Source organism: Massilia sp. METH4 (assembly GCF_037094685.1).
Classification (GTDB): Bacteria; Pseudomonadota; Gammaproteobacteria; order Burkholderiales; family Burkholderiaceae_D; genus Rugamonas.
Genome location: NZ_CP146614.1, coordinates 1,660,694 through 1,683,597, shown reverse-complemented (window position 1 = coordinate 1,683,597; position 22,904 = coordinate 1,660,694). Strand labels below are relative to the sequence as shown.

Genomic DNA, 22,904 nt, shown 5'->3' with positions numbered 1-22,904 from the left:
TCTAACTGGAAACCTTATGACCACCGAGACCACCACAGCCAACGCCAACGCAGCCGCTTACAACCCGAGCGAAAAGCAGAAGGGCGCCAGCAAGACCTCGCGCATCCCGATCAAGATCGTGCCGATCGAGCAGGTGGAACGCCTGAAGAAGCCCGAGTGGATTCGCGTGAAGGCGGCATCGGCTTCCAGCCGCTTCTACGAAATCAAGGACATCCTGCGTGAAAACAAGCTGGTGACCGTGTGCGAGGAAGCTTCCTGCCCGAACATCGGCGAATGCTTCGGCAAGGGCACGGCTACCTTCATGATCATGGGCGACAAGTGCACGCGCCGCTGCCCGTTCTGCGACGTGGGCCACGGCCGCCCGGACCCGCTGGACGTGAACGAGCCGTCCAACCTGGCCAACACGATCGCCAAGCTGCGCCTGTCCTACGTGGTGATCACATCGGTCGACCGCGACGACCTGCGCGACGGCGGCGCCGCCCACTTCGTCGAGTGCATCACGAAGACGAAGGAACTGTCGCCGAAAACCCAGATCGAAGTGCTGGTGCCGGACTTCCGCGGCCGCCTGGAAAAGGCGCTGAACATCTTTGCGGACGGCCTGCCGGACGTGATGAACCACAACCTGGAAACCGTGCCGCGCCTGTACAAGGAAGCCCGCCCCGGCGCCGACTACCTGCACTCGCTGAAACTGCTGAAGGACTTCAAGGCCCTGTACCCGAACGTGAAGACCAAGTCGGGCCTGATGGTCGGCCTGGGCGAGACGGACGAGGAAATCCTGCAGGTGATGCGCGACATGCGCGAGCACGACATCGACATGCTGACGATCGGCCAGTACCTGGCCCCGTCGAACAGCCACCTGCCGGTGCGCCGCTACGTGCACCCGGATACGTTCAAGATGTTCGAGGAAGAGGCGTACAAGATGGGCTTCGGCCACGCCGCCGTGGGCGCCATGGTGCGCAGCTCGTACCATGCGGACGTGCAGGCGCATAACCTGCTGGAAGCAGCCGGCTGATCTGCCGCCGAGCTCGTGTCACCCTGGTGCCAGGCACCGAGAGACACGGGCTCGACAACAAAGTATTCCCGACGGCGGCCTCCTGGCCGCCGTTTTTGCATCCTGGTCAACCCGCTGCCAGCAGCGGCAACCCGAATACCCTCTTGCCGGCAGCCTGCGCGAAGGCATTGGCCAGCGCGGCCGCCATCGGGCCCTGCGCCGCCTCGGCCACGCCGAGGAACGGCTGCCCTGGCTGGTCCAGCAATGCGATATCGAGCGTGCGCGGCATGCCGGAAAATCGCAGGATCGGATAGGTCGCCCAGTCGAAGCTCTTCACGCCATCCTCGCCATGGTGCAGCGCTTCAAGCAGCGTCCAGCTGGTGGACTGGATGATGCCGCCTTCGAGCTGGTTCCTGGCCCCGTCCGGGTTGACGACCTGCCCGCAATCGGCCGCCGCCGATACCCTGAGCACGTGGACCTCATGCTTGTCCTGGTCGAAGAAGATTTCGATGGCGATCGCCACGTAAGCCATCGTGTTCTTGTACTGGCCGAAACCGAATCCGATGCCATGCCCGGGCCGCGCAGCCCGTTGCCGCGACCAGCCGAACCGCTGCGCCGCACTGCGTATCACGGCCTGCGCGCGTGGCACGGCGGCGAGATGCCCGAGACGGAACTCGACCGGGTCGATACGCGCCAGCGCGGCCAGCTGGTCCATCGTGCCTTCGATGGCCACGATATTGAGGTGCGCTCCCAGCGAACGCATCGCCGACGTGCGCAGCGGCGTCACCGGCAGGAAATGGTTCACCACCCGGATGTTCGGCACTGCGTACAGCGGCAGCGCATTGCGGTCGCCGCCGCCCTCTGGCTGCGGCATGGGCAGGGAGGGCGACGGCACGAACGGCCTGGCAAGCAGCTGCGCGGGCAGCAGCTTGCCCGCGTTGCCGGGCCTTTCGTTGTGCGAACCGCTCCATACCTCGTACTGCCAGTAGTCGATCCGGTTCTCCGGACCCAGCGCGGCAACGACCGTGCTCACCATGGCCGGGGCGAAAGGCTCCCACAGGTGTTCCTGGTCGCGCATCAGCTGCACCCGGATCGGCCGGCCGGGTACTTCGCGCGCCAGGAGCGCCGCGTCCGCGGCCACGTCGTCGGCGCCGTTCTGCCCATAGCAGCCCGATCCCTCGGTATGGATGCAGCGCACGGCGTCCGGCTTCATCGCCAGCATTTCTGCGAGCGCCTGACGCAGGGGAAAAACGCCCTGGGTGTGCGTCCACACCGTCATGCGCCCCGCGTCCAGGTGCGCCACGGCGCAGGATGGGCCGATCGAGCCGTGCAGCACATACTGTTTCGTGTACCGGTTGCGAATCGTGCGCAGGCCGGGACGCAGCGGGCCGCCGCGCTGGAGGATCGTCTCGTCCTGCGATGGTATGCGCTGCAGGTAGTCATGGATCGCACGCCGGCCCGGCAGCGCCGCGCCGCCCTCCCATTTCGCCGTGGCCGTCAGAGCGTACATCGCCTGGATCGCATGCCATTCTTCCACCGCGATGACGGCCAGGTAGTTGCCATTGCGGACCACGGCGTGCACGCCCTTCATTCTCCGCACCGCTTCCACGTCCACTGCGGCCAGTTGCGCGCCGGGGCGCGGCGGACGCACGACACGCGCATGCAGCATGCCAGGCAAGCGCAGGTCCTGCACATAGGCCTGGCCGCCGGTCACCTTGGCCGGAATATCCACCCGCCGCACAGCCTTGCCGATCACCGCATACGCGGCCGGCGGCTTCAGGTCCGACACTTCGGAGGCGGCACGCCGCAGCGTGATGCCGGCAATCGCCTCGCCGTAGTGCATGGACCGTCCATCGGGCGCGACGGCCCGGCCATCGCGCAACCGCACCTGGTGCGGTGCCACGCCCCAGCGGCGCGCCGCTCCCCCGCGCAACAGCGTGGCGACCTGGGCGCTCGCATGCAGCAGTGCCGTGCCGCTGTCGGCCATCGTGTGGCTGCCCGCGGTGAAGCCTTCGTTCGGCGTCAGGTCCGTGTCGCCGGCGATGAAGCGAATGGCCGGCAGGGGCAGCGCGAGCTGCTCGCAGGCGACCTGCATCAATGCCGTGCGCACACCGGTACCCAGTTCCACCTTGCCGCTGCAGACGGTCACGCGGCCATCCGCGGCGATGCAGATCCAGGAGTCGAGCATGGGCGTGCGCTGCAGGCTGCCGGCCAGCTTCGGATTGGCCACCGGCGGTACGCCCATGCCGTTGAATTCGGCGCGCGCCAGCGACGGCAGCAGGGAAAAGGCGACGACCAGCGCGCCACCTTCGAGGAACGCGCGGCGCCCCGCATGGACCGGGCGGCTCACGCCTTGCCCCCGCTGGCGGCGTCCTTGATGGCCGCGAAGATGCGCGTGTGCGTTCCGCAGCGGCACAGGTTCGGCTCCATGTGCTCGCGGATCTGCTGGTCGGTCGGGTTCGGAACCCGGTCCAGCAGGGCCTGCGCGCGCATCAGCATGCCGGCGATGCAGTAGCCGCACTGGGCCGCCTGGTGCCGGATAAACGCGGCCTGGAGCGGCCCCGGCGCGGCGGCCGTTCCCAGCCCCTCCACGGTACGCACGGAACGCCCTTCCAGCGTGGCCAGCGGTGCCAGGCACGAGAACACGGCCTCGCCATCGACGATCACGGTGCAGGCGCCGCACTGCCCCATGCCGCAACCGAACTTCGCGCCGTTCAGCTTTCCTTCATTGCGCAGTACGTAGAGCAGCGGCGTGTCCGGGTCGGACGAGAACCGCGTCGCGCGGCCGTTCAGAGTCAAGCTGGTGGTCATGGTTGAAGTTCCTTGCGAATGGCTGCGCTTTGCCTGGCGACGTCGTGCCAGGCTTCCTGCCCGTCCAGGTCCTGGCGCAGGTAGGCCGCCAGGCTGGCGATCTGCTCGTCGCTCAAGGTCGCCGCGAACGGCGGCATGTACACGGCGGAGCCGCCGTGCCAAGGTATGCCCGCGAGGACGGTCTGCACGAAATTGACCGGCGTTCCGGACAAGAGGGCACTGCTGCGGGCGAGCGCGGGGCGGCCACCGATGCGCATCATGGCGGCCGGTGCGGCATGGCAGCTGGCGCAGGCGGCATCGAACACGATCCTGCCCTGGGCGATGGCGCTTCCGGCCGGCGCCGTTGCCGGTGGCGCCTTGCCGGAGCCGGGCGGCGCACTCTCCTGGATGCTCATCAGGTAGCTGGCCATGGCCAGCGCATCCTCGCGCGGCACCTCGGCCAGCCGCTCGGCCACGGGCCGCATCGGGCCCTTGGCCGCGCCGTGGCCGAGGGCCAGCCCGCCGTGCAGGTAATCGGCGAGCTGCTGCGTGGACCAGGGGTTGCGCCCCTGCGTGAGCCGCGTCAGTGCCGGGGCATGCCAGCCGTCGATCTCGCCGCCGCCGAACGCCGGCTTGCGTTCCCCGCCCAGCACGTTCAGGCCGCTGTGGCAGGAAGCGCAGTGCCCGAGGGTGTCGACCAGGTAGCGTCCGCGCTCGATCGTCGCGCCATGCGCCGGCGCTTCGGCACCGTTGCCCGGCGTGAGGAACAGCACGTTCCAGAATGCCAGCAGCGGCCGGAAGTTCAGCGGAAAGACGAGTTCGTTCGCCGGCGGTGTGTAACGCACGGCCGGCCGGCTCATCAGGTAGGCGTAGGCCAGGCCAATGTCGCGGTCGCTCATGCGCGTGTAGTGCGTGTAGGGGAATGCCGGGTACAGCAGGTGACCGTCGCTGGCGACGCCGCGGCGCAGCGCGCGCGTGAAGGCGGCCTGGGTCCAGCGCCCGATGCCCGTCTCGGCATCCGGCGTGATGTTGGTGCTGTAGATGGTGCCGAACGGCGTCTTGAGCGGCAGCCCGCCGGCATAGGCCCTGCCGGTGGCCGAGGTGTGGCACACCATGCAGTCGCCCAGCGCGACGATGCGCCGTCCTTCTTCCAGCACCTGGGCGGATGCCGCGGGCATCGGTGCAGCCGCCGCGGGCATCGCCGGCTCGCTGCTCCATCCATACAGCACTGCGAGGATCGATACCGCGCCCAGCAGCCCGGTGACGGCAAGTTTGATGTTCATGGATCATCCTGTGGTGGCGGGCCCCGTGGCGTGGACGGTCATGCCCGTGCCAAAAATTATCGGACAACGCATTGCCGCAGTCCCCCGCCGTTTGGCCAGTCCGCGATCAGGCGATACAGGGATTCGGGCGATCCGCTCCACCGCTTAAGCTGCGTGACTCGAGATGGATTCTGCCAGCGGGCGGCCGCCCTGGCTTTGCATGATCGGCAAAGGGCCTTTGCGCCGCGTCGCGCTTCCCGAAAGCGGCCGCCCGCCCTACCTTGAAGCGAACGATGAAAGGATGTGCCATGAACGAGGAAGCGAAAACGGCTGGCCGCAAGGCGGTCGTCATCGGCGGCTCCATCGGGGGGCTGACCACCGCGGCGCTGCTGCGCCGCGAAGGATGGGACGTGGAAGTCTTCGAGCGCTCGCCGTCGGACCTGTCCGGCCGGGGCGGCGGGCTGGTGCTGCAGGGCGACATGCTGCGGGCACTGCACCAGGCCGACATCGGCTGGCACGGCACGCCGGGCGTGACGACGGTCGACCGGATCTTCCTCGCGCGGGACGACAGCGTGATCCGCCGGCTGCACATGCCGCAGACGCAGACCTCGTGGAACGCGCTGTACGGCATGCTGAGGGATGCCCAGCCGGCGGTGCATGCCGGGTTCGCATTGACGGGCTTCGAGCAACGGTCCGGCAAGGTGACCGCGCACTTCGCGAACGGCCGGCACGTGGAGGCCGATCTGCTGGTCGGCGCCGATGGCGCCCGCTCGCAGGTGCGCAGGCAAATGTTCCCCGGACTGCAGCCTCGCTATGCGGGCTACGTGGCCTGGCGCGGCCTGGTGCCGGAAACGGAGCTGCCGGACGGGCTCCGGGACCGGCTCGACCACACCTTCGTGTTCCAGCAAGGCGAGCGGCACATGTTCCTCACGTATCCGGTGCCGGGTGAGGATGGCGCCACCGGTCCTGGCAAACGCCGGTGGAACTGGGTGTGGTACCTCCCTGCGGACGCCGGCGCGGCGCTCGACGCCATCCTGACCGACAGCGATGGCCGGCGGCACGAGGCATCGCTGCCGCCTGGCGCCATGGCGCCCGCCACGACGCAGGGACTACTCGTACAGGCGGGCGATATCCTGGCGCCTTCGCTGCGGGCGCTGATCGAGGCGACCTCAAGGCCGTTCGTCCAGGCGATCGTCGATTTCCAGGCGCCGGCAATGCGGGACGGGCGTGTGCTGCTGCTCGGCGACGCCGCGGCCGTCATCCGGCCGCATACCGCCAGCGGTACCGGCAAGGCTGCGGCGGATGCGATGGCGCTGGCGCATGCACTGCGCGACGGCTATGCCGACAGTCGGCTGGACGGTTGGGAGCGGGTGCGCCTGGCGGCGGCGCGCGAGCTGGGCCAGTGGGGCGTGGAGCTCGGCGCAGGCATCATGGGCAGCTGATGCTTCACTGGTCCTTGAGGCGCTGTGCGATGAAGTCGACGAATGCACGTACTTTCCCGGAGCCGCGGCGGTTCGGCTGGTAGACGGCGAACACGCCGACATCCATCGGTCCCGGGTTGCTCTCGAAATCCGCCAGCAGGGCGGCCAGCCTGCCCTCTTCCACGTCCGCGCTGACCAGCCAGTCGGGCAGCAGCGCGATGCCCGCGCCATCGAGCGCCGCTTCGCGCAGCACGTCGGAACTGTTGGCGACCAGCCGGCCCCGCACCGCGATCTCGACGGTTTCGCCATCCTTCAGGAAACGCCATCCCGGCCGGCGCGACAAGCCTGTGTATGCGAAGCGCAGGCATTCGTGCTGGAGCAGGTCCGCGGGAACTTGCGGCATGCCGCGGCGCTCGAGATAGGAAGGGCTCGCGCAGACGATGCGCCGGTGGCCCGCAAGCCGCCTTGCCACCAGGTCCGGCTGGCTGTCCGCCGCGCCGATGCGGATCGCCACATCGATCGCGTCGCCTACCATGTCCGACAGCGCGTCGGACACCATCAGTTCGAGCTCCAGGCGGGGATGGACCTGCTGGAGTTCGGCCAGGTGCGGCGCGATATAGAGCCGGGCAAAGGCCACGGGCGCGCTCACCCTCAGCAGTCCCCGCGGCCCCGCGTGCGCCGAAGCCGCCGCGTCATCGGCCTCCTCCAGACTGGCCAGGATCGCCTGTGCCCTCGCGAAGTAGTCGGCGCCGGCTTCGGTCAGCGTGACCTGGCGCGTCGAGCGGTTCAGCAGCGGCGCACCCAGGCGCGCCTCGAGGCCGTCGACGAGGCGCGCGACCGTGGACGGCACCAGCCCGAGCTGCCTGCCGGCAGCGGAAAAGCCGCCGCTCGTGGCCACGGCGCAAAAAGCATGAAGTTCGGAGAAGCGGTCCATCGATTCCTTTGCAGATTGGGCAAAGCGCCTGTGCGGCCGGGCTGGCTTATCACGGCACCGTGCCATGGCTACGATGCCTCATCGACAACGAACACGGAGCAATGCCATGAAAGCCATCCTGCAATCCGCCACGCTCGGCGACCTCGCCATCGCCAACCGTATCGCCATGGCCCCGGTCACGCGCAGCCGCGCGGGCACGGACGGGGTACCCGATGACCTGGCCGCACAATACTATCAACAGCGCGCATCGGCCGGCCTCCTCATTTCGGAGGCCACCAATGTCTCCCCCGCGTCGGCGGCCTTCGAACTGGCGCCCGGCATCCACACGCCGGAACAGGCAGCGGGATGGCAGCGCGTCGCCGCGGCCGTCCACCGGGAAGGCGGCAAGCTGTTCATGCAGCTCTGGCACGGCGGCCGCGTCGGCTCGTATGCGCTGCTCGGCGGCGCGGCACCGCTGTCGCCATCGGGCGTCAACGACGACCTGCACCTGTTGCAGGTATACGGCATGCTGCGCAACGGCCAGTACACGCGCATCGCCGCTTCGCCGTCGCGCGCCATGGAGCGCGCCGAGATCTTCAGCGCCGTGCGCGCGTTCGGCATCGGGGCGGCCAACGCGCTCGAGGCGGGGCTCGATGGCGTGGAGATCCACGCGGCCAACGGCTACCTGCCGCAGCAGTTCCTGTCGCCCCACGTCAACCGGCGCACCGACGACTTCGGCGGCGGCATCGCGAACCGCGCAAGGTTCCTGCGCTTGGTGATCGAGTCGGTCATGCTGTCCTTTCCCGCCGCGCGCATCGGCGTGCGCATTTCGCCCTTTGCGCAGTACAACAACGCGCGCGACCCGGCCGTGGCCGAGACCTATGGTTACCTGCTGCGCATGCTCGACGAGTACGGGATCGGCTATGTCCACGCGGCCGACACGAACGCCTGGGGCGGCGCGCCGGACATGGAGGAACTCCTGTCGCTCGTCCGCACCAACTACCGGGGCTTCGTGATCGCCAACGGCGGATTGACCCCGGAGGCGGGCGATGGACTGATCCGCGACGGCCGGGCCGACATGGTGTCCTTCGGCCGGCAATTCATCGCCAACTCCGACCTGGTGCGCCGCATCGCGCAGGGTGGGCCCTACAACGAGCCCGATCCGTTCACGTTCTACGGGGGCGGCGCCAGGGGGTATGTCGATTACCCGGCACTGGCCGCCTGACTCCGACAGTCCAAAAGTGCAATGCCGCATGCCACTTTCGAACGATCCGATGCACCGTCGGGCACGGTAGCATGCGGGAGCCAATCGAACAGGAACACCCATGACCGATCACTCCACCACCCCGCTCCGCCTGTCGATCGGCAGCGCATGCGGCGTCCAGTTCGACGTCGTCGCCTGGGGGCCGGCGCAAGCCGACGTCGACCTGAGCGTTGCATGCATGTTCGAGCGCGAAATGACAAACGCCGGCATGTCCGGCGGACTACTGGCGCTTGACGGAGCCCTCGGCGGCCGGCTGGCACGCCTGCGGCAGGCCGGCGCCTTTCGGGCGCAGCCGATGGAAACCCTGTTGATCACAATGCCTCCGGCGGGCGTGGCGTCGCGGGCAATCCTGGTGATCGGCATGGGCGACCCGGCATTGCTGGACGGCGAAACGCTTCGTCGTGCGGCGCGGGTTGCCATGCGCGAAGCGATCCGGTTCGGTGCCGCCTCGATGGCCTTCGCTCCCAGCGTGCTCGATGCCGGCCATACCGATAACGCCGGGCTCTACATGCAGGACGTCATGGTGGATGGCATGCTGGGCGCCCTGCGCGCCGAGTACATGCTGGCTGAAGCCGGCCTGTCGCCCTTGCCGAATCTGCGGCATTGCAGTTTCGACGTTGGCGCCCCCCGGGCGCAGGCGGCACATCGCGCCTTCGTGGAAGCGTTCGATCGCCTGGCTACCCGTTGACCGCGGGCAATTTCCGACCTCCCCTGCATCGATATTCTTACCAATTCATCAATATTCACCTTCCCAGTCCTGCATGAATGGCCAAGAATACGGGCTATTCGATGACTGGCAGAAAGGGAAGTGATGAATTTCGGCGACAAGCTGAAGAAACTCCGCACCGAACGCGGCCTCACCCAGCCGCAGTTCGCCGAGCAGCTGGGGATCGAACAATCCTATCTGTCCAAGCTGGAGAACGACAAGTCGGTCCCTTCCGCCGACATGTTCGCTACCATCCTTGCCGGCACGGGCCTGGATGCCGCCACCTTCCTGGACGGCATCGACAAGCAACTCCTCGCCACCACCCTGCGGCACATCCCCGCTGTCAGCCAGTTCAACACCCAGGCCGAGGCGGAGCAGGTCCACGACCACAAGAAATGGCTGTACGGCTGCGGTCTCGCCTGGCTCACCGGTTTCGCCATGATGCTGGCGGCGAACGACGGCATTTTCTTCTCCAACAAGATCTACCGCTATGAGTCGCCCGGCGTGATCCTGCCCGGCGAAGCGGACAACATCTTCGACAAGCAGCAGGAAATCCTCAGTTTCCAGATGATGGCCAAGACCATCACGCATGAACAATTCGCCAGCCGGATGGCCGACTTCAAGGCCAACCGCGCCCGGCCCGCCATTGCCGAGACGAGGACCGATCGCGGCGGCTTCTACGTGGAGCCGGCGCGCAACGGCCACCGCCGCTTCGAACTGGTCAAGACGCGACACGAGGAAGCGCCGGAAAACCGCATTCTCCAGTTCCTTGGCGCGGTCGTGCTGGCATCCGGTTTCGTCGGCCTGTTCATCGAATGGCGGCTGCGCCGCATCCGCACCAGGCAAGAAAAACGCCCTTGACCAACCCTGAAAGGAGACACCCGCATGTCGCAGATCCGTACTTTCCTCACCGGCGCCATGACAATGGCTGCCGCGCTGGCCGCCGTGGTAGCGCTTACTGGCGCCAAAGCCGAACGCAAGGCCGAGTTCGACGAGATCACCGTCGGCCGCATCAATATCGTCGAGCCGGATGGCACGAAGCGGATGGTCATTTCCAACAAGGCGCAGTTCCCGGGCGACTTTCTTCAGGGAAAGGAACGCGAGCGACCGGATCGCCGCTCCTTTGCCGGCATGTTGTTCATCAACGACGAAGGCACGGAAAACGGCGGCCTGATCCAGAAGGGCGGCATCGGGCCCGATGGCAAGGTGACGTCCGGCGTCTCGCTGACGTTCGACCGCTTCCGCCAGGACCAGGCGCTGCAACTGATCAATACCGACAGCGCCACCACCCAGAGGACCGCCCTGATCATCAACGACGTGCCGCCCCATACCCTGACCGTGATCGGCGACGGTAAGCGGTTCGCCGAGGAAGCACGCAAGTTGCCGGAGGCGGAACGGCGCGCCTACTGGGACAAGCTGGCCGACGAAGGCAAGCTGAGCATGAACCGCATCTGGCTCGGCAACACGAGCGAGAAAGGCTCGTCGCTGCAATTGAAGGATGCCAGGGGGCGCACGCGGATGCAGCTGCAGGTATCGGCCGACGGCAAGGCGCAGATCCAGATGCTCGACGAACAGGGCAAGGTGGTCAAGTCGATCGAGCCCGGCACGGCAGGGTAGCGGTAGCTGGACGTTTCGCCGCGCGACCGTATAATCGGGCTTCCGCTGCACACAGCCGAGCTGCCGTCGACCGCGGACCATCTGGCGAGACGTCGGCTCTTCATGACCTGTCTGTACGGACGGCGGCTCACGGGCCGCCGTTTTCATATCGGGACCCGCCATGACCGTACGCATCGAACCCTCCTGGAAGCAGCACCTGCAAGCCGAGTTCGACAAGCCCTACTGGACCGAGCTCACCGACTTCGTGCGCGCCGAATACCAGGCCGGCCAATGCTGCCCGCCCGGCAGGCACATCTTCCGCGCCTTCGACCTGACGCCCTTCGACAAGGTGAAAGTGGTAATCCTCGGCCAGGACCCATACCACACGCCCGGCGCCGCGATGGGCTTCTGCTTTTCCGTCCCCGAGGGCAACCGCCCGCAACCCAGCCTGCAAAACATCTTCCAGGAACTGGAAAACGACCTGGGCGTGCGGCGCACCCGCACCGATCTCTCCGACTGGGCGGAACAGGGCGTGTTCCTGCTGAACGCCGTGCTGACCGTGCGCGCCCGCGCCGCCGGTTCGCATGCCGGCAAGGGCTGGGAGACGTTTACCGATACCGCGATCCGCACGCTGTCGCAGGAGCGCGAGCACCTGGTGTTCATCTTGTGGGGCAGTTATGCGATCGCCAAGAAGGCGCTGATCGATACGAAGAAGCACCTCGTCATCACGTCGCCGCATCCTTCGCCGTTTTCGGCGCACAAGGGGTTCTTTGGGAGCAGGCCGTTTTCGAAGGCGAACGATTATTTGCGGGCGGTAGGCAAGGAGCCGATCCGGTGGTGTTGAACGTCTCCAGCAAAGATAAAGGCTTTGTTCGACTCATTTAAGATATAGAGACGAGGAAAACCGTGTCAACTGATTACTACGTTCCCTATTTAATTCGTAAATGCAAGCCAGACGCCGTAATTCCAGAGCATTTCCAATTGCCCCTCCACCGAGCGCAGCAGCTAATGCGCACTGTTCGTCCCGGTATTTCAAGAAGGCACGTTTAGAAATGTTGAACTGCATATGAGCGGCAGCTATGTATTTTTGCCGTTCATCCCAACGGCTCATGGTTGCAGCAAATTTTTTTTCCGCTGCGTTCACGGCTGTCGAACTGTCGCGTACGCTATCTTCCAGGCAGTCACGCATCCCTGCTTGGGAACTGTACGAGCAAGTGTCGAGTATTTCTTCAACTGGAGCGATGTTCTGCTGATCGGCGCTATGCGCACTGAAAAGAATCAGCCAAAGCCCAAGAGCGGACCAAGTGTTCAAGCGCATGTGGCCTCCGAACCATATTTCACCAACTTGAGAGCGAAACTGAGCTTTTCTGCGTACCTCACATCCCCACCACCATTGTAGAGCTTTGCAACGTCTTCGATGGCGAATGGTAGCCAGCCGACTATCACCCTTTGTACGGCGCCCTTTCGATACAAAAGAACCTGCCCAGGGCGCAAGATCGTCGCTTTAGGATTCAGCTGACGCAGGATGTCAGTCGTAGTGCCACAAACCTTGGCAATTCTTGCCATACTGTCGCCTCGGTTGACAGGGGCCTCGTATATTTTCGGGTCGTCAGACACGACGCTGCGAAATTCGAATTTCGCCATCCTCATCAAGAGGTATGCTATACCTGCACGTATGTTGTAGGACGGTATAGTTCTCGCGGCGTTGTGATCCAGCGTGGCTTTCAAGCTGGGCGGCATGATTATGTCTCCACCTTCTTTCCCACCAAGTAGGGCATCGAGCCCTGGATCGCCTAGAACGCCGATTTGCATCGGCTTTACTCGCCATTGTATATGACCTGCGCCGGTTTCTACCCAAAGCATGGCTTTTACAAGACGCCAATCCACAATGACATACCCAGGGGAGCCGGCTAAATGTCGATCAAATTCCGAAATGGAGGTTTTGATTTCGCAATCATACGTATGCCACTTTGCTTGGCCGACACCCTTGATCAAACCATCCTTCCACATCTCGAAGGAGCCCTTCGGAGTTGCCATTGGTTCCCCCATGCGTGCAGTGATTCATTCGCTCGATGATAATGAACAAAGCAGGGGATGACTTTGCTTCAGGGCAATGGTCTGCTAAATGCGACTGTCAAGACTTGAGTCAGCAATGAAGTTGCTAGTTATTAACGTGCTCACCACCAGATCCGATACGGCCAATAACTCTCATCCGTCTGCGCCAGACGGATGATCTCCCGCGGGCTGGCACCAATCAGTTCCCGCGCCTCGCGTGACAAATGCGCCTGGTCGGAATACCCGCCGCGCAGGGCGACATCGGACAGCGATAGCTGCCCGGCCTGCTGCTCGTCGCGCGCCGCCAGCAGCGATTCCTCGACACGAGCGAGCCGCCGCAAGGTGCGCAGCGGATGCCCGGCCCAGGCGCGCACGCGCCGCTCGACCATCCGAGCGCTGCGCCCTGCGCCTGTCGCCGCGGCGCGCACGGCCAGCGCCTGCACCCAGTCCCGTGCCGGCGACCACGTCGCCGCGCCGGAAGCGACGCCGCGCGCGACACGCCAGCGCGGCTCCAGCCAATCCTCGAACAGCCGGATGCGCGCCTCGTCGTCCGCCGCCGCCAGCACGGCGCCGGACACCGCATCCCACTCATCGCCGAGCACCGCGTCGACCTGGGCCATGGTGTCGAGCTGCGCCGCCATGTCGAGGCCTGTCAGCGCATGCAGCGCGTCGGCGAAGAACAGCACCGTGAACGTATGCACGGGACCGGGATTGCCGGTCATGAAAGGCTGTGTCCATGGCCCGGAAAAGATGGCCATGCCTTGCTGGGCCACGGCGCCGGCCCTGGCCGGTTCCAGCAATTCCCCGCTGCCCTCGATCATCCATGTGATTGAGCAGAACGGCGTGGCTGGAAAGCGGTTCAGGCGCTGCCCGGGGGCCAGCTGTACACCGAGCGTGCTGCGCACCATGTAGCCGCGAATGCAGGATGCCAGCGCCACGCGGGGCGGCACGAGGCGGGCGGCGGTCGGAGGCAAAGTCGTGGTCATGGCGTGATGTTAAACCAGTCATCGAGTGCCCACGTGTCGCAAACATTCAAGACCGGCGGTGCGCCGCACGGCACACTGGCACCATCGAATGCAAGGAGCCAGCATGAGCGTTGCCACCCTCAAGACCCCCCTGCCGCAAACCATCGCCGAGCTGCCGGCCCCGCGCGGCCTGCCGCTGCTGGGCAACGCCCTGCAATTGCGGCCGTCGACCATCCATCTTGCGATGGAACGATGGAGCCGGAAATACGGGCGCATGTTCCGCGCCCGCATCGGGCCGCGCGAAGTGGTCGTGCTGTCCGACAGCGCTGCCATCACGGCCGTGCTGCGCGACCGGCCGGACGGTTTCCGGCGTCCTGCCATCACGGCCGAGGTCTCCGCCGAACTCGGTGGCAACGTGGGCCTGTTCCTGGCCGAGGGCGACGCGTGGCGCAACCAGCGCCGCATGGTGATGAGCGCCTTTTCACCCACGGCGATCAGGGCCTACTTCGACCGCATGGCGCAAGTCGCGCAGCGGCTGGAGCAGCGCTGGGTGGCGGCCGGCGACGGCGAAATCGACCTGACGGGCGATTTGAAACGCTACACGGTCGACGTGATCGCGGGTCTGGCATTCGGCGCGGACGTCGACACAATTGGCAATGGCGACGATGCGATCCAGCAGCACGTCGAAACGGTGCTGGCGGGGGTGGCACGCCGTTCGCTGCTGCCCTTCCCTTACTGGCGCTGGTTCAAGCTCCCGGCCGACCGCACGCTCGAGCGTAGCGTGCGCGCTGTTCGTGAAGCCACGGATGGTTTCATCGCCAGCGCACGCGAGGCGATGGCTGCCGATCCCACGCTGCGGGAACAGCCGGCGAACATGCTGCAAGCGATGCTGGCCGCAGCCGACCGGCCGGACAGCGGCGTCGACGACAGCTCCGTGGCCGGCAACGTCACCACCATGCTGCTGGCGGGCGAGGACACCACGTCCAGCGCGCTGGCCTGGCTGATCTGGCTGCTGTGGCAAAACCCGGATGCGCTGGCGCGCGTGCAGGAGGAAGTACGCCAGCATGCCCAGGTGCCGACGCTGGAAAGCATCAACGCGCTCGACTACCTGGAAGCATGTGCCCTCGAAGCGATGCGCCTGAAGCCGCCCGCGCCGTTCATCCCTTTGCAGGCGCAGCGCGAAACCACGGTGATGGGCGTGAAGCTGCCGAAGGATACACTGCTGTGGTGCGTGCTGCGGCACGACAGCGTGGATGGCGGCGTGTTTCCGGAGCCGCACAGCTTCGAGCCGGAGCGCTGGCTGGCGGGAGGCGGCGCGGACAAGGGCGTGGCGCTGCCCTTCGGTGCCGGCCCGCGCATGTGCCCAGGGCGGTACCTGTCGCTGATCGAGTTGAAGGTGGCGATGGCGATGTTGCTGGGGCGGTTCGAGCTCGTCGATGTGCAGGCGCGGGATCGGTTGGCGCCGGACGAGGTGATGGGGTTTGTGATGGGGCCGACGGCGATGAGCATGCGGTTGCGTTCGAGGAAAACCGCTGGCTGACCCCGCCGGCGCCGGGGGCGTAATGAAATGTCAGCTCTTGTGCCAGAACCCCTGGTGGGCCACCTTCGCCTCCTCCTCCCGCCACGGCCCGATCACCTCGGTCGGCCTTTGCCCGGCGGCGAACACCTGCCGGCACGGCAGCGACAAGGTCGGATTCTCGGGATCGCTGCCCGTGAGCGACAGCAGCGTCGCTTCGGACATCGCGTACACCACGCGCCCCACGCCGCTCCAGTAGGTGCCGCCGGCGCACATCGCGCATGGTTCGGCGTTCGTGTACATCGTGGCGCCCGCGAGCTTCTCGGGCGAATACTGCGATGACGCGATGCGCAGTGCATTCATTTCCGCGTGTGCGGTGCGGTCGCTGCTCGATGCGTTCATCGCCTGCGCGATCACATTGCCATCCGCATCGGCGATGATCGCGGCAAACGGATGGTGGCCTTCGTCGCGCGAGCGCTGGGCCAGCGCGAGCACGTCCGTCAGGAACTGGTGGTCGCGCGCTGTCGGTTCTGCCATATCGTTATCTCGAAAAAAAAACGGAACGGGGGCAAGCCCGTTCCGCCAAAAGGAATTTACTTTGGAATCGTGCCTTCCACGCCCTGCACGTAGAAGTTCATCGACATGAGCTCCTTCATCGGCATCGCCACGCCGGCAGGCACCTTGAGGGCGCCCGACTGGTCCTTGATCGGGCCCGTGAACGGCGTCGAGGTGCCGGCCGTGAAGGCGGCCTTCTTCGCCTCGAAGATCTTGGCCGCGTCGGCCGGCACCACCGGGTTCAACGGCGACATCTTGACCATGCCTTCCTTCAGGCCGCCGTGCACGTGGCCGGTCTTCCAGGTGCCCGCCAGCACGGCCTTGGCCACCTCGGTGTAGTAGCCGCCCCACTGGTTGGTGCTCGCGGTGAGGTGCGCCTTCGGTGCGAAGCGCTGCATGTCGGAATCCCAGCCGAACGCGTACTTGCCCTTTTCCTGGGCCGCCTGCAGGGTGGCCGGGGAGTCGGTGTTCTGCGTCAGCACGTCGGCCCCTTGCGCGATCAGCGTTTCCGCGGCCTGGCGTTCCTTGGCCGGGTCGTACCAGCTGTTCACCCAGATGATCTTGGTCTTGATCCTGGGGTTCACGCTTTGCGCGCCCAGGGTGAAGGCGTTGATGTTGCGGATCACTTCCGGCACCGGGAACGAGCCCACGAAGCCCAGCGTGTTCGTCTTGGTCATCTTGCCCGCGATGATGCCCTGCAGGTAGGAACCTTCGAACAGCCGCGCCTCGTAGGCGCCCATGTTCTTCGTGGTCTTGAAGCCGGTGGCATGCTGGAACACCACGTTCGGGAATGCCCGCGCCACTTTTTCCGTGGGGTTCATGTAACCGAATGACGTCGTGAAAATGAGCTTGTTGCCATCCGCCGCAAGCTTGCGGATTACACGCTCCGCGTCCGCGCTCTCGGGCACGTTCTCGACATACGTGGACTTCACCTTGCCGCCCAGCGCCTTTTCCATTTCGAGGCGGCCCTGCTCATGGGCATAGGTCCAGCCGGCATCGCCCACGGGGCCGATGTAGACGAAACCCACCTTCAGAGGTTCCTGCGCCTGCGCCGGTGCGATGACGGCCGCGCCCAGCGCGGCGGACAGGGAGGCAAAGGCGAGCAGCTTGCGACGATTCATGATGTTCCTCTTTCAGGTTGGTCAGAAATGGTATTCGGCACGCACCATCGGGGTTCGTGCGGTGGCGCCGGGAACGGTCTTCGACGGGTTGCCGAATTTGTTCTTCCAGTACTGGTAGGCCACGCCGAGCTTGAAGGTGTTCTTGTTCGCGCCGACCAGCGAGCTGACGTCGTACATCAGCTTCATGTCCACGTTGATCTCGACCGCGGTGGGGCCGCCGTATTCGTTCTTGCCCTTGGTGCCGATGTAGTTCGCATAGCCTTCGAACGCCAGCGGCACGTTCGGGAACGGAATGCTCCAGGAGCTCATCAGGGCAGCGTGCGTGTCGTAGCGGTAGCGGTTGGTGGCCGTTTGCGTATAGCCGTTGTACGGAGCGTTGGATTCATGCAACGCTACCAGGCTCACGTCCCAGAAACCGGGCACGTCGAACATGAACGTGGGGCCGAGCACCAGCATGCGCTTCTTCGAGTTGTAGCCCGCGTCGGTCTTGCTGTTGATGTCGAAGCCGGCCACGATGCCCAGGCCGCGGATCGGGCCGTACTTGAAGCTTTTGCCGGTGATCTTGCCCAGGTCGAAGGTGTGGCGATACAGCGCATAGGCCTCGTGGGCCCCCGACTTGGACCCGACCGCGGACGGGTCGTTCTCGTCCGACATCAGGTAATCGACACTGAAGAAATTGGTGCCGTACTTGTAACCGCTGGCATGGCTGAAGTTCACGACGTGTTTCACGATATCGGCACCGTTGTACGGCTCGGAAAACTTCGAGCCGTAGCGATAGCTCAGCGACGTATCGCTCCAGTCGGCGGCCTGGGCGGCGCAGGCGGCGGTGGCGGCGAGAGCGAAGGTAGCAGCGAAACGAATGGTGTTCATGCGTGGTCCTTGTAAGTGTTGTGTAACGGATTGCATCCAATGTGCCGATTGATTGCATGCAACGTCGACAGTACCTTAGCAAGTACCGGGCCACCCCTCCTGTGTCCTATGCAGGTGTGTCCTCCGCTCTTAAGCCCCGCACCAAGACGGTTCGCTCCACGGTGCCGATGTGCAATGCCGGTGCATTATGCACACAACTTTGGAGCGTTTTGTATACAATCTTTTTTATAGCCCGGCTAGCGCTTCGGCCAAACTCAGCTTGCGTTCGGGTGTGCCCAAATGCAGCCGCGCCTCGATCTCTTCCAGGTGGTGTTCGATCAGCCTGGTGGCGCCCTCCACATCCTTCTTCTCGATCAGTGCCAGCAATTCGTCGTGCTCGTGGTTGCCGCACATCGGCGTGCCCGGATTCTCGTAGACGGCGATGATCAGCGAGGAGCGCGACACCAGTTCCACCATGAAGCGCTGCAGCACCGTGTTGCCGGCCAGTTCGGCCAGCAGCAGGTGGAATTCGCCGCCCAGGCGGATCCACGCCGCACGGTCACCGTTGCGGCGCGCCGCTTCCTCCTCGTCGAGCGCGGCGCGGATGCGCTTGATCGATGCGGGCGTGATATGCCGGATCACCAGCGGCACGATCTCGCGCTCGATGGCCCGGCGCGCCGTGAACACGTCGCGCGCTTCCTCCGGCGATGGCGAGGCAACGACGGCGCCGCGATTCGGCCGCAGCACCACGATGTGGTCGTGCGCCAGTCGCTGCAGCGCCTTGCGCACCGTGGTGCGGCTTACTTCATACAGTTCGCAGAATTCCGCCTCGCCCAGCCGCGTGCCGGGCGGCAGGCGGTGGCTCATGACCGCGTTGACGACGGCGCTGTAGATGCGCAGGTCGACGGCGGCGGCGCCGCGCTTGCCCGGCTGGCGTGGCCGGGTTGGCTGGTTCGTTCCTTCGGCCGGGTCGGCCTCGGGCGTGCGGTGGCTTCGTGGGCGCTCCGCTGGGGCTTGCTTGGTCATTGACAGTCTCCGCTTCGCTCGGGATCGGGCTCGATCCGTACGCGATCGTAGTTGTAAAGCAGGAATCGTGCACGACACGGAAGAGGGATCATCGGCAGGATGCACGCAATTGGTGAGATAGTGCACATGTCATGGTGCAGTTTGTATACAAATCGACGCATCCGTTGTTCCCATCGCGGCGAAAACGGTGGCATGTTCCTTGCAGAAGCCTTGCGGTTACCCATGAAGGAGCCGTACATGACCGAACCACAGGCCCCGCCGGACGGGCGGCAGAAAACCGAACCGAGGCTGCGGCTGCTCGGGATTTCCAAGATCTACCCCTCCGTGGTCGCCAACGACAGCGTGGACCTCACCGTGATGCCGGGCGAAATCCACGCCGTGCTGGGCGAGAACGGCGCCGGCAAGAGCACCTTGATGAAGATGATCTACGGCGTCACGCACCCGGACGCCGGCGAGATGCTGTGGGAAGGCAGGCAGGTGACCATTCCCTCCCCGGCCGCCGCGCGTCGCCTGGGCATCGGCATGGTGTTCCAGCACTTCGCGCTGTTCGAGACCCTCACGGTGGCCGAGAACATCGCGCTGGCGCTGGACGAGAAGATCACGCCCGCCAGACTCGCCCCGCGCATTCGCGAAGTATCGGCACGCTACGGCCTTCCGCTCGATCCGGATCGGCGCGTGCACAGCATGTCCGTCGGCGAGCGCCAGCGCGTGGAGATCGTGCGCTGCCTGCTGCAGTCGCCGCGCCTGTTGATCATGGATGAACCCACGTCCGTCCTCACGCCGGACGCGGTGCAGAAGCTGTTCGTGTCGCTGCGCCAGCTCGCCGCGGAAGGCGTGAGCATCCTCTACATCAGCCACAAGCTCGACGAGATCCAGGCCCTGTGCGACAAGGCCACGGTGCTGCGCGCCGGCCGTGTATCCGGCACCGCCACACCGAAGACCCAGACGGCCCATGAACTGGCCGAACTGATGATCGGCGGCGACCTGCCCACGTGCACGCTGGCGCCGCGCGAACCCGGCGAGGTGCGGCTGGCGCTGGACAAGCTGTCGCTGCCCAGCCCCGAGCCTTTCGGCATCGACCTGCGGAACATCACGCTGGACATCCACGCCGGCGAGATCGTCGGGCTGGCCGGCGTTTCCGGCAACGGCCAGCAGGAATTGATGAAGGCCATCTCCGGCGAGGTGCCATTGCGCCACGCGCAGGGTATCCGCCTGTTCGGCCAGGACGTGGGCCGCATGAACGCCGCCGCGCGCCGCCGCCTCGGCCTGGGCTTCGTGCCGGAAGAGCGGCTCGGCCGCGGTGCCGTGCCGGGCATGTCGCTGACCGATAACGCGCTGCTGACGGGATACCTGGCCGATGCCGCCGGCATGCTCGCGCATGGTCTCATCCGGCACGGCGCGATCCGCGAATTCGCCGGGCGCGTGATCGAGCGCTTCAAGGTGAAATGCGGCGGGCCCGGTTCGGCCGCCTCCAGCCTTTCCGGCGGCAATCTCCAGAAATTCATCGTCGGCCGCGAGATCGCGCTCGCGCCGAACGTGATGGTGCTGGCCCAGCCCACCTGGGGCGTCGACATCGGCGCGGCGATGCTGATCCGCCAGGCGATCATCGATCTGCGCGACCAGGGCGTGGCCGTGCTCGTGATTTCCGAGGAGCTCGACGAATTGTTCATGATGTGCGACCGCATCGCCGTGCTGGCGAAGGGCCGGCTGTCGCGCGCCGTGCCGGTGAAGGAAGCCACCATCAACCAGATCGGAGTGTGGATGAGTGGCGACTTTTCCACAGCCAGCGAACCACTGTCCAAGGAAGGAAGCGACCATGTCCCGGCTTGAAGCCCGCTCCGCACCCTCGCGCGCGATGATGCTCGCGTCGCCGCTCCTCGCCGCGCTGGCCATGCTCGTCACCGGCTCGATCCTGTTCCTGTTCCTGGGCCAGGAACCGCTGCACGCGTTCTACGTCTACTTCATCAAGCCGGCCACCACGCTGTACGGCATCGGCGAACTGCTGCTGAAGGCCACGCCCCTGATCCTGTGCGGAGTGGGCCTGGCGATCGGCTTCCGGGCCGACGTGCACAATATCGGCGCCGATGGCCAGCTGACGATGGGCGCCATCGCCGCTGGCTGCGTGGCCCTGTATTTCGATGGCGTCGAGGCGCCCTGGGTGCTGCCGCTGATGCTCGCTGCCGGGGCGCTGGGCGGCATGGCGTGGGCGGCGATCCCCGCCCTGCTGCGCACGCGCTTCAACACCAGCGAGATCCTGGTGAGCCTGATGCTGGTGTACGTGTCCTACCTGCTGCTCAGCTACCTCGTGCACGGCCCGCTGCGCGATCCGGACGGCTACAACTTCCCACAATCGAAGATGTTCGGCGAGGCGGCCACGCTGCCGCTGCTGGTCGAAGGCTTGCGCGTGAACGCCGCGTTTCTGCTCTCGCTGGTCGGCGTCGTCGGCGCCTGGTTCTTCTGCAAGCATACGTTCGCCGGGTACCGCATGCAGGTCAGCGGCATCTCGCCGGCCGCCGCGCTGTATGCGGGCTTTTCGGCGCCGAAGAACGTGTGGCTGGCCTTTCTCGTCAGCGGCGCGATGGCGGGGCTGGCGGGTGTCGGCGAAGTGGCGGGACCGCTCGGCCAGCTGCAGCCTTCCGTGTCGCCCGGCTACGGCTTCGCGGCGATCATCGTCGCGTACGTGGGCCGCCTGCATCCGGTGGGCGTGCTGCTCGCGGCGCTGCTGATGTCGCTGCTGTACATCGGCGGCGAAGCCGCGCAGATCGAGCTGCAACTGCCATCGGCCATCACCGGCCTGTTCCAGGGCCTGCTGCTGTTCTACCTGCTGGCGGCCGACCTGTTCATCCATTACCGCTTCAAGCCGCGCGTGCGCGCCCTGCCGCACGCCAGGAAGGAGATCACCGCATGAATGCCGAATACGTGATCGCATTCCTGGCCAGCACCGCGGGTGCCGCCACGCCACTGGTGCTGGCTTCGTCCGGCGAACTGGTGGCGGAACGCTCAGGCGTGCTGAACTTGGGCCTCGAAGGCATCATGCTGGTCGGCGCCGTGACGGGTTTCATGACCACGCTGCATACAGGGTCGCCGGCGATCGGCATGCTGGCCGCGCTGGCGGCCGGCATGGCGATGTCGCTGGTCTTCGCCTTCCTCGTGCTCACCTTGCAGACGAACCAGGTGGCCACCGGCCTGGCACTGACGCTGTTCGGCATCGGGCTTTCCGCCTTCCTCGGCCGCGATCTCGTGGGCCAGACGGTCGCGCCGATCGCGCCGCTGTCATTCCCCGGCTTGTCGGACATTCCCTTCATCGGGCCGTTGCTGTTCCGCTTCGACGCGGTCGTCTACCTGTCCCTGCTGCTGGTGGTGCTCGTCGGCTGGATACTGGCGCGCACGCGCATCGGCCTGCAGATCCGCGCCGTGGGCGAGGCGCCGCACAGCGCCCATGCGATCGGCATGCCGGTCGTCAAGCTGCGCTATGCCGCCGTGCTGTTCGGCGGCGCCATGGCCGGCGTGGGCGGCGCCTACATGTCGCTGGCGCTCACCCCCATGTGGGTCGAGGGCATGGTGGCCGGCCGCGGCTGGATCGCGCTGGCGCAGGTCGTATTCGCCACCTGGAAGCCGCGTAATCTCGTGCTGGGCGCCTACCTGTTCGGCGGCGTGACCGTGCTGCAGTTTCACGGCCAGGGACTGGGTCTGGCCGTGCCGTCGCAGTTCCTGTCGATGCTGCCGTATCTCGCCACGATCGCGATCCTGGTGATCATCTGCCGCGATCCCAAGACGATCTTGCTGAACAAGCCGATGTCGCTGGGGCAGAACTTCAAGGCCGATTAGAAGTCACGCTCGGCCGGCGCGGCGCCTCCCCTGGTTTATCATGCAA

22 protein-coding genes are annotated in these 22,904 nt (G+C 65.8%); 11 read left to right on the top strand and 11 right to left on the bottom strand.

What is annotated here, in order from left to right:
* Nucleotides 1-16: 16 nt before the first annotated feature.
* A complete protein-coding gene (gene lipA, locus V6Z91_RS07475; protein WP_338768644.1) occupies nt 17-1,012 on the top strand; it encodes a lipoyl synthase in 996 nt (331 codons plus the stop codon).
* A 106-nt stretch (nt 1,013-1,118) separates the two neighbouring features.
* Here the strand turns inward: lipA and V6Z91_RS07470 are convergent, their stop codons facing one another.
* Genes V6Z91_RS07470 through V6Z91_RS07460 form a run of 3 tightly spaced genes read right to left on the bottom strand, consistent with a single transcriptional unit; the run spans nt 1,119 to nt 5,064 of the window.
* Nucleotides 1,119-3,341 carry a molybdopterin cofactor-binding domain-containing protein gene (locus tag V6Z91_RS07470; protein ID WP_338768642.1) on the bottom strand — a complete coding sequence of 741 codons (2,223 nt, stop codon included), beginning with the start codon at nt 3,339-3,341 and terminating at the stop codon, nt 1,119-1,121.
* A complete protein-coding gene (locus tag V6Z91_RS07465) occupies nt 3,338-3,802 on the bottom strand; it encodes a (2Fe-2S)-binding protein (protein ID WP_338768640.1) in 465 nt (154 codons plus the stop codon). The genes V6Z91_RS07470 and V6Z91_RS07465 overlap by 4 nt, the downstream gene beginning before the upstream one ends.
* Entirely contained in the window at nt 3,799-5,064 is a 1,266-nt protein-coding gene (locus V6Z91_RS07460; protein ID WP_338768638.1) for a c-type cytochrome, read from the bottom strand. Before V6Z91_RS07460 ends, V6Z91_RS07465 begins: the two co-directional genes overlap by 4 nt.
* A 287-nt stretch (nt 5,065-5,351) precedes the next feature.
* Between V6Z91_RS07460 and V6Z91_RS07455 the strand changes: the two genes are divergently transcribed.
* Nucleotides 5,352-6,485: an FAD-dependent monooxygenase gene (locus tag V6Z91_RS07455; RefSeq protein WP_338768635.1), complete on the top strand. Its 1,134-nt coding sequence runs from the start codon at nt 5,352-5,354 to the stop codon at nt 6,483-6,485.
* 4 nt (nt 6,486-6,489) lie between these two features.
* Here the strand turns inward: V6Z91_RS07455 and V6Z91_RS07450 are convergent, their stop codons facing one another.
* Nucleotides 6,490-7,398 carry a LysR family transcriptional regulator gene (locus V6Z91_RS07450; RefSeq protein ID WP_338768633.1) on the bottom strand — a complete coding sequence of 303 codons (909 nt, stop codon included), beginning with the start codon at nt 7,396-7,398 and terminating at the stop codon, nt 6,490-6,492.
* A gap of 106 nt (nt 7,399-7,504) precedes the next feature.
* Between V6Z91_RS07450 and V6Z91_RS07445 the strand changes: the two genes are divergently transcribed.
* The 5 genes from V6Z91_RS07445 to V6Z91_RS07425 all read left to right on the top strand — a co-directional run bounded on the left by V6Z91_RS07445 (nt 7,505) and on the right by V6Z91_RS07425 (nt 11,787).
* Nucleotides 7,505-8,602, top strand: a complete 1,098-nt coding sequence (locus V6Z91_RS07445) for an alkene reductase (protein ID WP_338768630.1) — start codon at nt 7,505-7,507, stop codon at nt 8,600-8,602.
* Between the two features lie 100 nt (nt 8,603-8,702).
* Nucleotides 8,703-9,329, top strand: a complete 627-nt coding sequence (locus tag V6Z91_RS07440) for a M17 family peptidase N-terminal domain-containing protein (RefSeq protein WP_338768628.1) — start codon at nt 8,703-8,705, stop codon at nt 9,327-9,329.
* 123 nt (nt 9,330-9,452) lie between these two features.
* Nucleotides 9,453-10,208: a helix-turn-helix transcriptional regulator gene (locus tag V6Z91_RS07435; protein WP_338768626.1), complete on the top strand. Its 756-nt coding sequence runs from the start codon at nt 9,453-9,455 to the stop codon at nt 10,206-10,208.
* Nucleotides 10,209-10,232: 24 nt separating this feature from the next.
* Nucleotides 10,233-10,964, top strand: coding sequence for a hypothetical protein (locus tag V6Z91_RS07430; RefSeq protein WP_338768625.1), 732 nt, complete (start codon nt 10,233-10,235; stop codon nt 10,962-10,964).
* A gap of 160 nt (nt 10,965-11,124) precedes the next feature.
* Complete coding sequence (locus V6Z91_RS07425; RefSeq protein ID WP_338768623.1) at nt 11,125-11,787, top strand: uracil-DNA glycosylase; 663 nt, start codon at nt 11,125-11,127, stop codon at nt 11,785-11,787.
* Between the two features lie 33 nt (nt 11,788-11,820).
* On the opposite strand, the gene V6Z91_RS07420 is transcribed toward V6Z91_RS07425, so the two are convergent.
* The 3 genes from V6Z91_RS07420 to V6Z91_RS07410 form a co-directional block, all read right to left on the bottom strand.
* On the bottom strand, nt 11,821-12,261 hold the full coding sequence (locus tag V6Z91_RS07420) for a lysozyme inhibitor LprI family protein (protein ID WP_338768621.1): 441 nt from the start codon (nt 12,259-12,261) through the stop codon (nt 11,821-11,823).
* Nucleotides 12,252-12,980 (bottom strand): LysM domain-containing protein, encoded by a 729-nt coding sequence (locus tag V6Z91_RS07415; RefSeq protein WP_338768619.1) that lies wholly within the window; start codon nt 12,978-12,980, stop codon nt 12,252-12,254. Before V6Z91_RS07415 ends, V6Z91_RS07420 begins: the two co-directional genes overlap by 10 nt.
* Nucleotides 12,981-13,120: 140 nt before the next feature.
* The gene (locus V6Z91_RS07410) at nt 13,121-13,984 is read right to left on the bottom strand and encodes a helix-turn-helix domain-containing protein (RefSeq protein ID WP_338768617.1); all 864 of its coding nucleotides are present in this window, start codon (nt 13,982-13,984) and stop codon (nt 13,121-13,123) included.
* 103 nt (nt 13,985-14,087) lie between these two features.
* On the opposite strand from V6Z91_RS07410, the gene V6Z91_RS07405 reads away from it, so the two are divergent.
* A complete protein-coding gene (locus V6Z91_RS07405) occupies nt 14,088-15,503 on the top strand; it encodes a cytochrome P450 (RefSeq protein ID WP_338768615.1) in 1,416 nt (471 codons plus the stop codon).
* A gap of 30 nt (nt 15,504-15,533) precedes the next feature.
* Here V6Z91_RS07405 and V6Z91_RS07400 read toward each other — a convergent pair whose 3' ends face one another.
* The 4 genes from V6Z91_RS07400 to V6Z91_RS07385 all read right to left on the bottom strand — a co-directional run bounded on the left by V6Z91_RS07400 (nt 15,534) and on the right by V6Z91_RS07385 (nt 19,030).
* Nucleotides 15,534-16,016, bottom strand: a complete 483-nt coding sequence (locus tag V6Z91_RS07400) for a nucleoside deaminase (RefSeq protein WP_338768613.1) — start codon at nt 16,014-16,016, stop codon at nt 15,534-15,536.
* Between the two features lie 56 nt (nt 16,017-16,072).
* The gene (locus V6Z91_RS07395; RefSeq protein WP_338768611.1) at nt 16,073-17,155 is read right to left on the bottom strand and encodes a BMP family ABC transporter substrate-binding protein; all 1,083 of its coding nucleotides are present in this window, start codon (nt 17,153-17,155) and stop codon (nt 16,073-16,075) included.
* A 21-nt stretch (nt 17,156-17,176) separates the two neighbouring features.
* Nucleotides 17,177-18,025 (bottom strand): outer envelope protein, encoded by an 849-nt coding sequence (locus V6Z91_RS07390; RefSeq protein ID WP_338768609.1) that lies wholly within the window; start codon nt 18,023-18,025, stop codon nt 17,177-17,179.
* A 225-nt stretch (nt 18,026-18,250) separates the two neighbouring features.
* Complete coding sequence (locus tag V6Z91_RS07385; RefSeq protein ID WP_338768607.1) at nt 18,251-19,030, bottom strand: GntR family transcriptional regulator; 780 nt, start codon at nt 19,028-19,030, stop codon at nt 18,251-18,253.
* A 237-nt stretch (nt 19,031-19,267) separates the two neighbouring features.
* Here V6Z91_RS07385 and V6Z91_RS07380 point away from each other — a divergent pair, with 237 nt between their 5' ends.
* From V6Z91_RS07380 to V6Z91_RS07370, 3 genes are read left to right on the top strand one after another with little or no spacing between them, the layout of a single operon-like run.
* Nucleotides 19,268-20,860 carry an ABC transporter ATP-binding protein gene (locus tag V6Z91_RS07380; RefSeq protein ID WP_338768604.1) on the top strand — a complete coding sequence of 531 codons (1,593 nt, stop codon included), beginning with the start codon at nt 19,268-19,270 and terminating at the stop codon, nt 20,858-20,860.
* Entirely contained in the window at nt 20,847-21,938 is a 1,092-nt protein-coding gene (locus tag V6Z91_RS07375; protein ID WP_338768602.1) for an ABC transporter permease, read from the top strand. Before V6Z91_RS07380 ends, V6Z91_RS07375 begins: the two co-directional genes overlap by 14 nt.
* On the top strand, nt 21,935-22,858 hold the full coding sequence (locus V6Z91_RS07370) for an ABC transporter permease (protein WP_338768599.1): 924 nt from the start codon (nt 21,935-21,937) through the stop codon (nt 22,856-22,858). Before V6Z91_RS07375 ends, V6Z91_RS07370 begins: the two co-directional genes overlap by 4 nt.
* Nucleotides 22,859-22,904 lie beyond the last annotated feature (46 nt).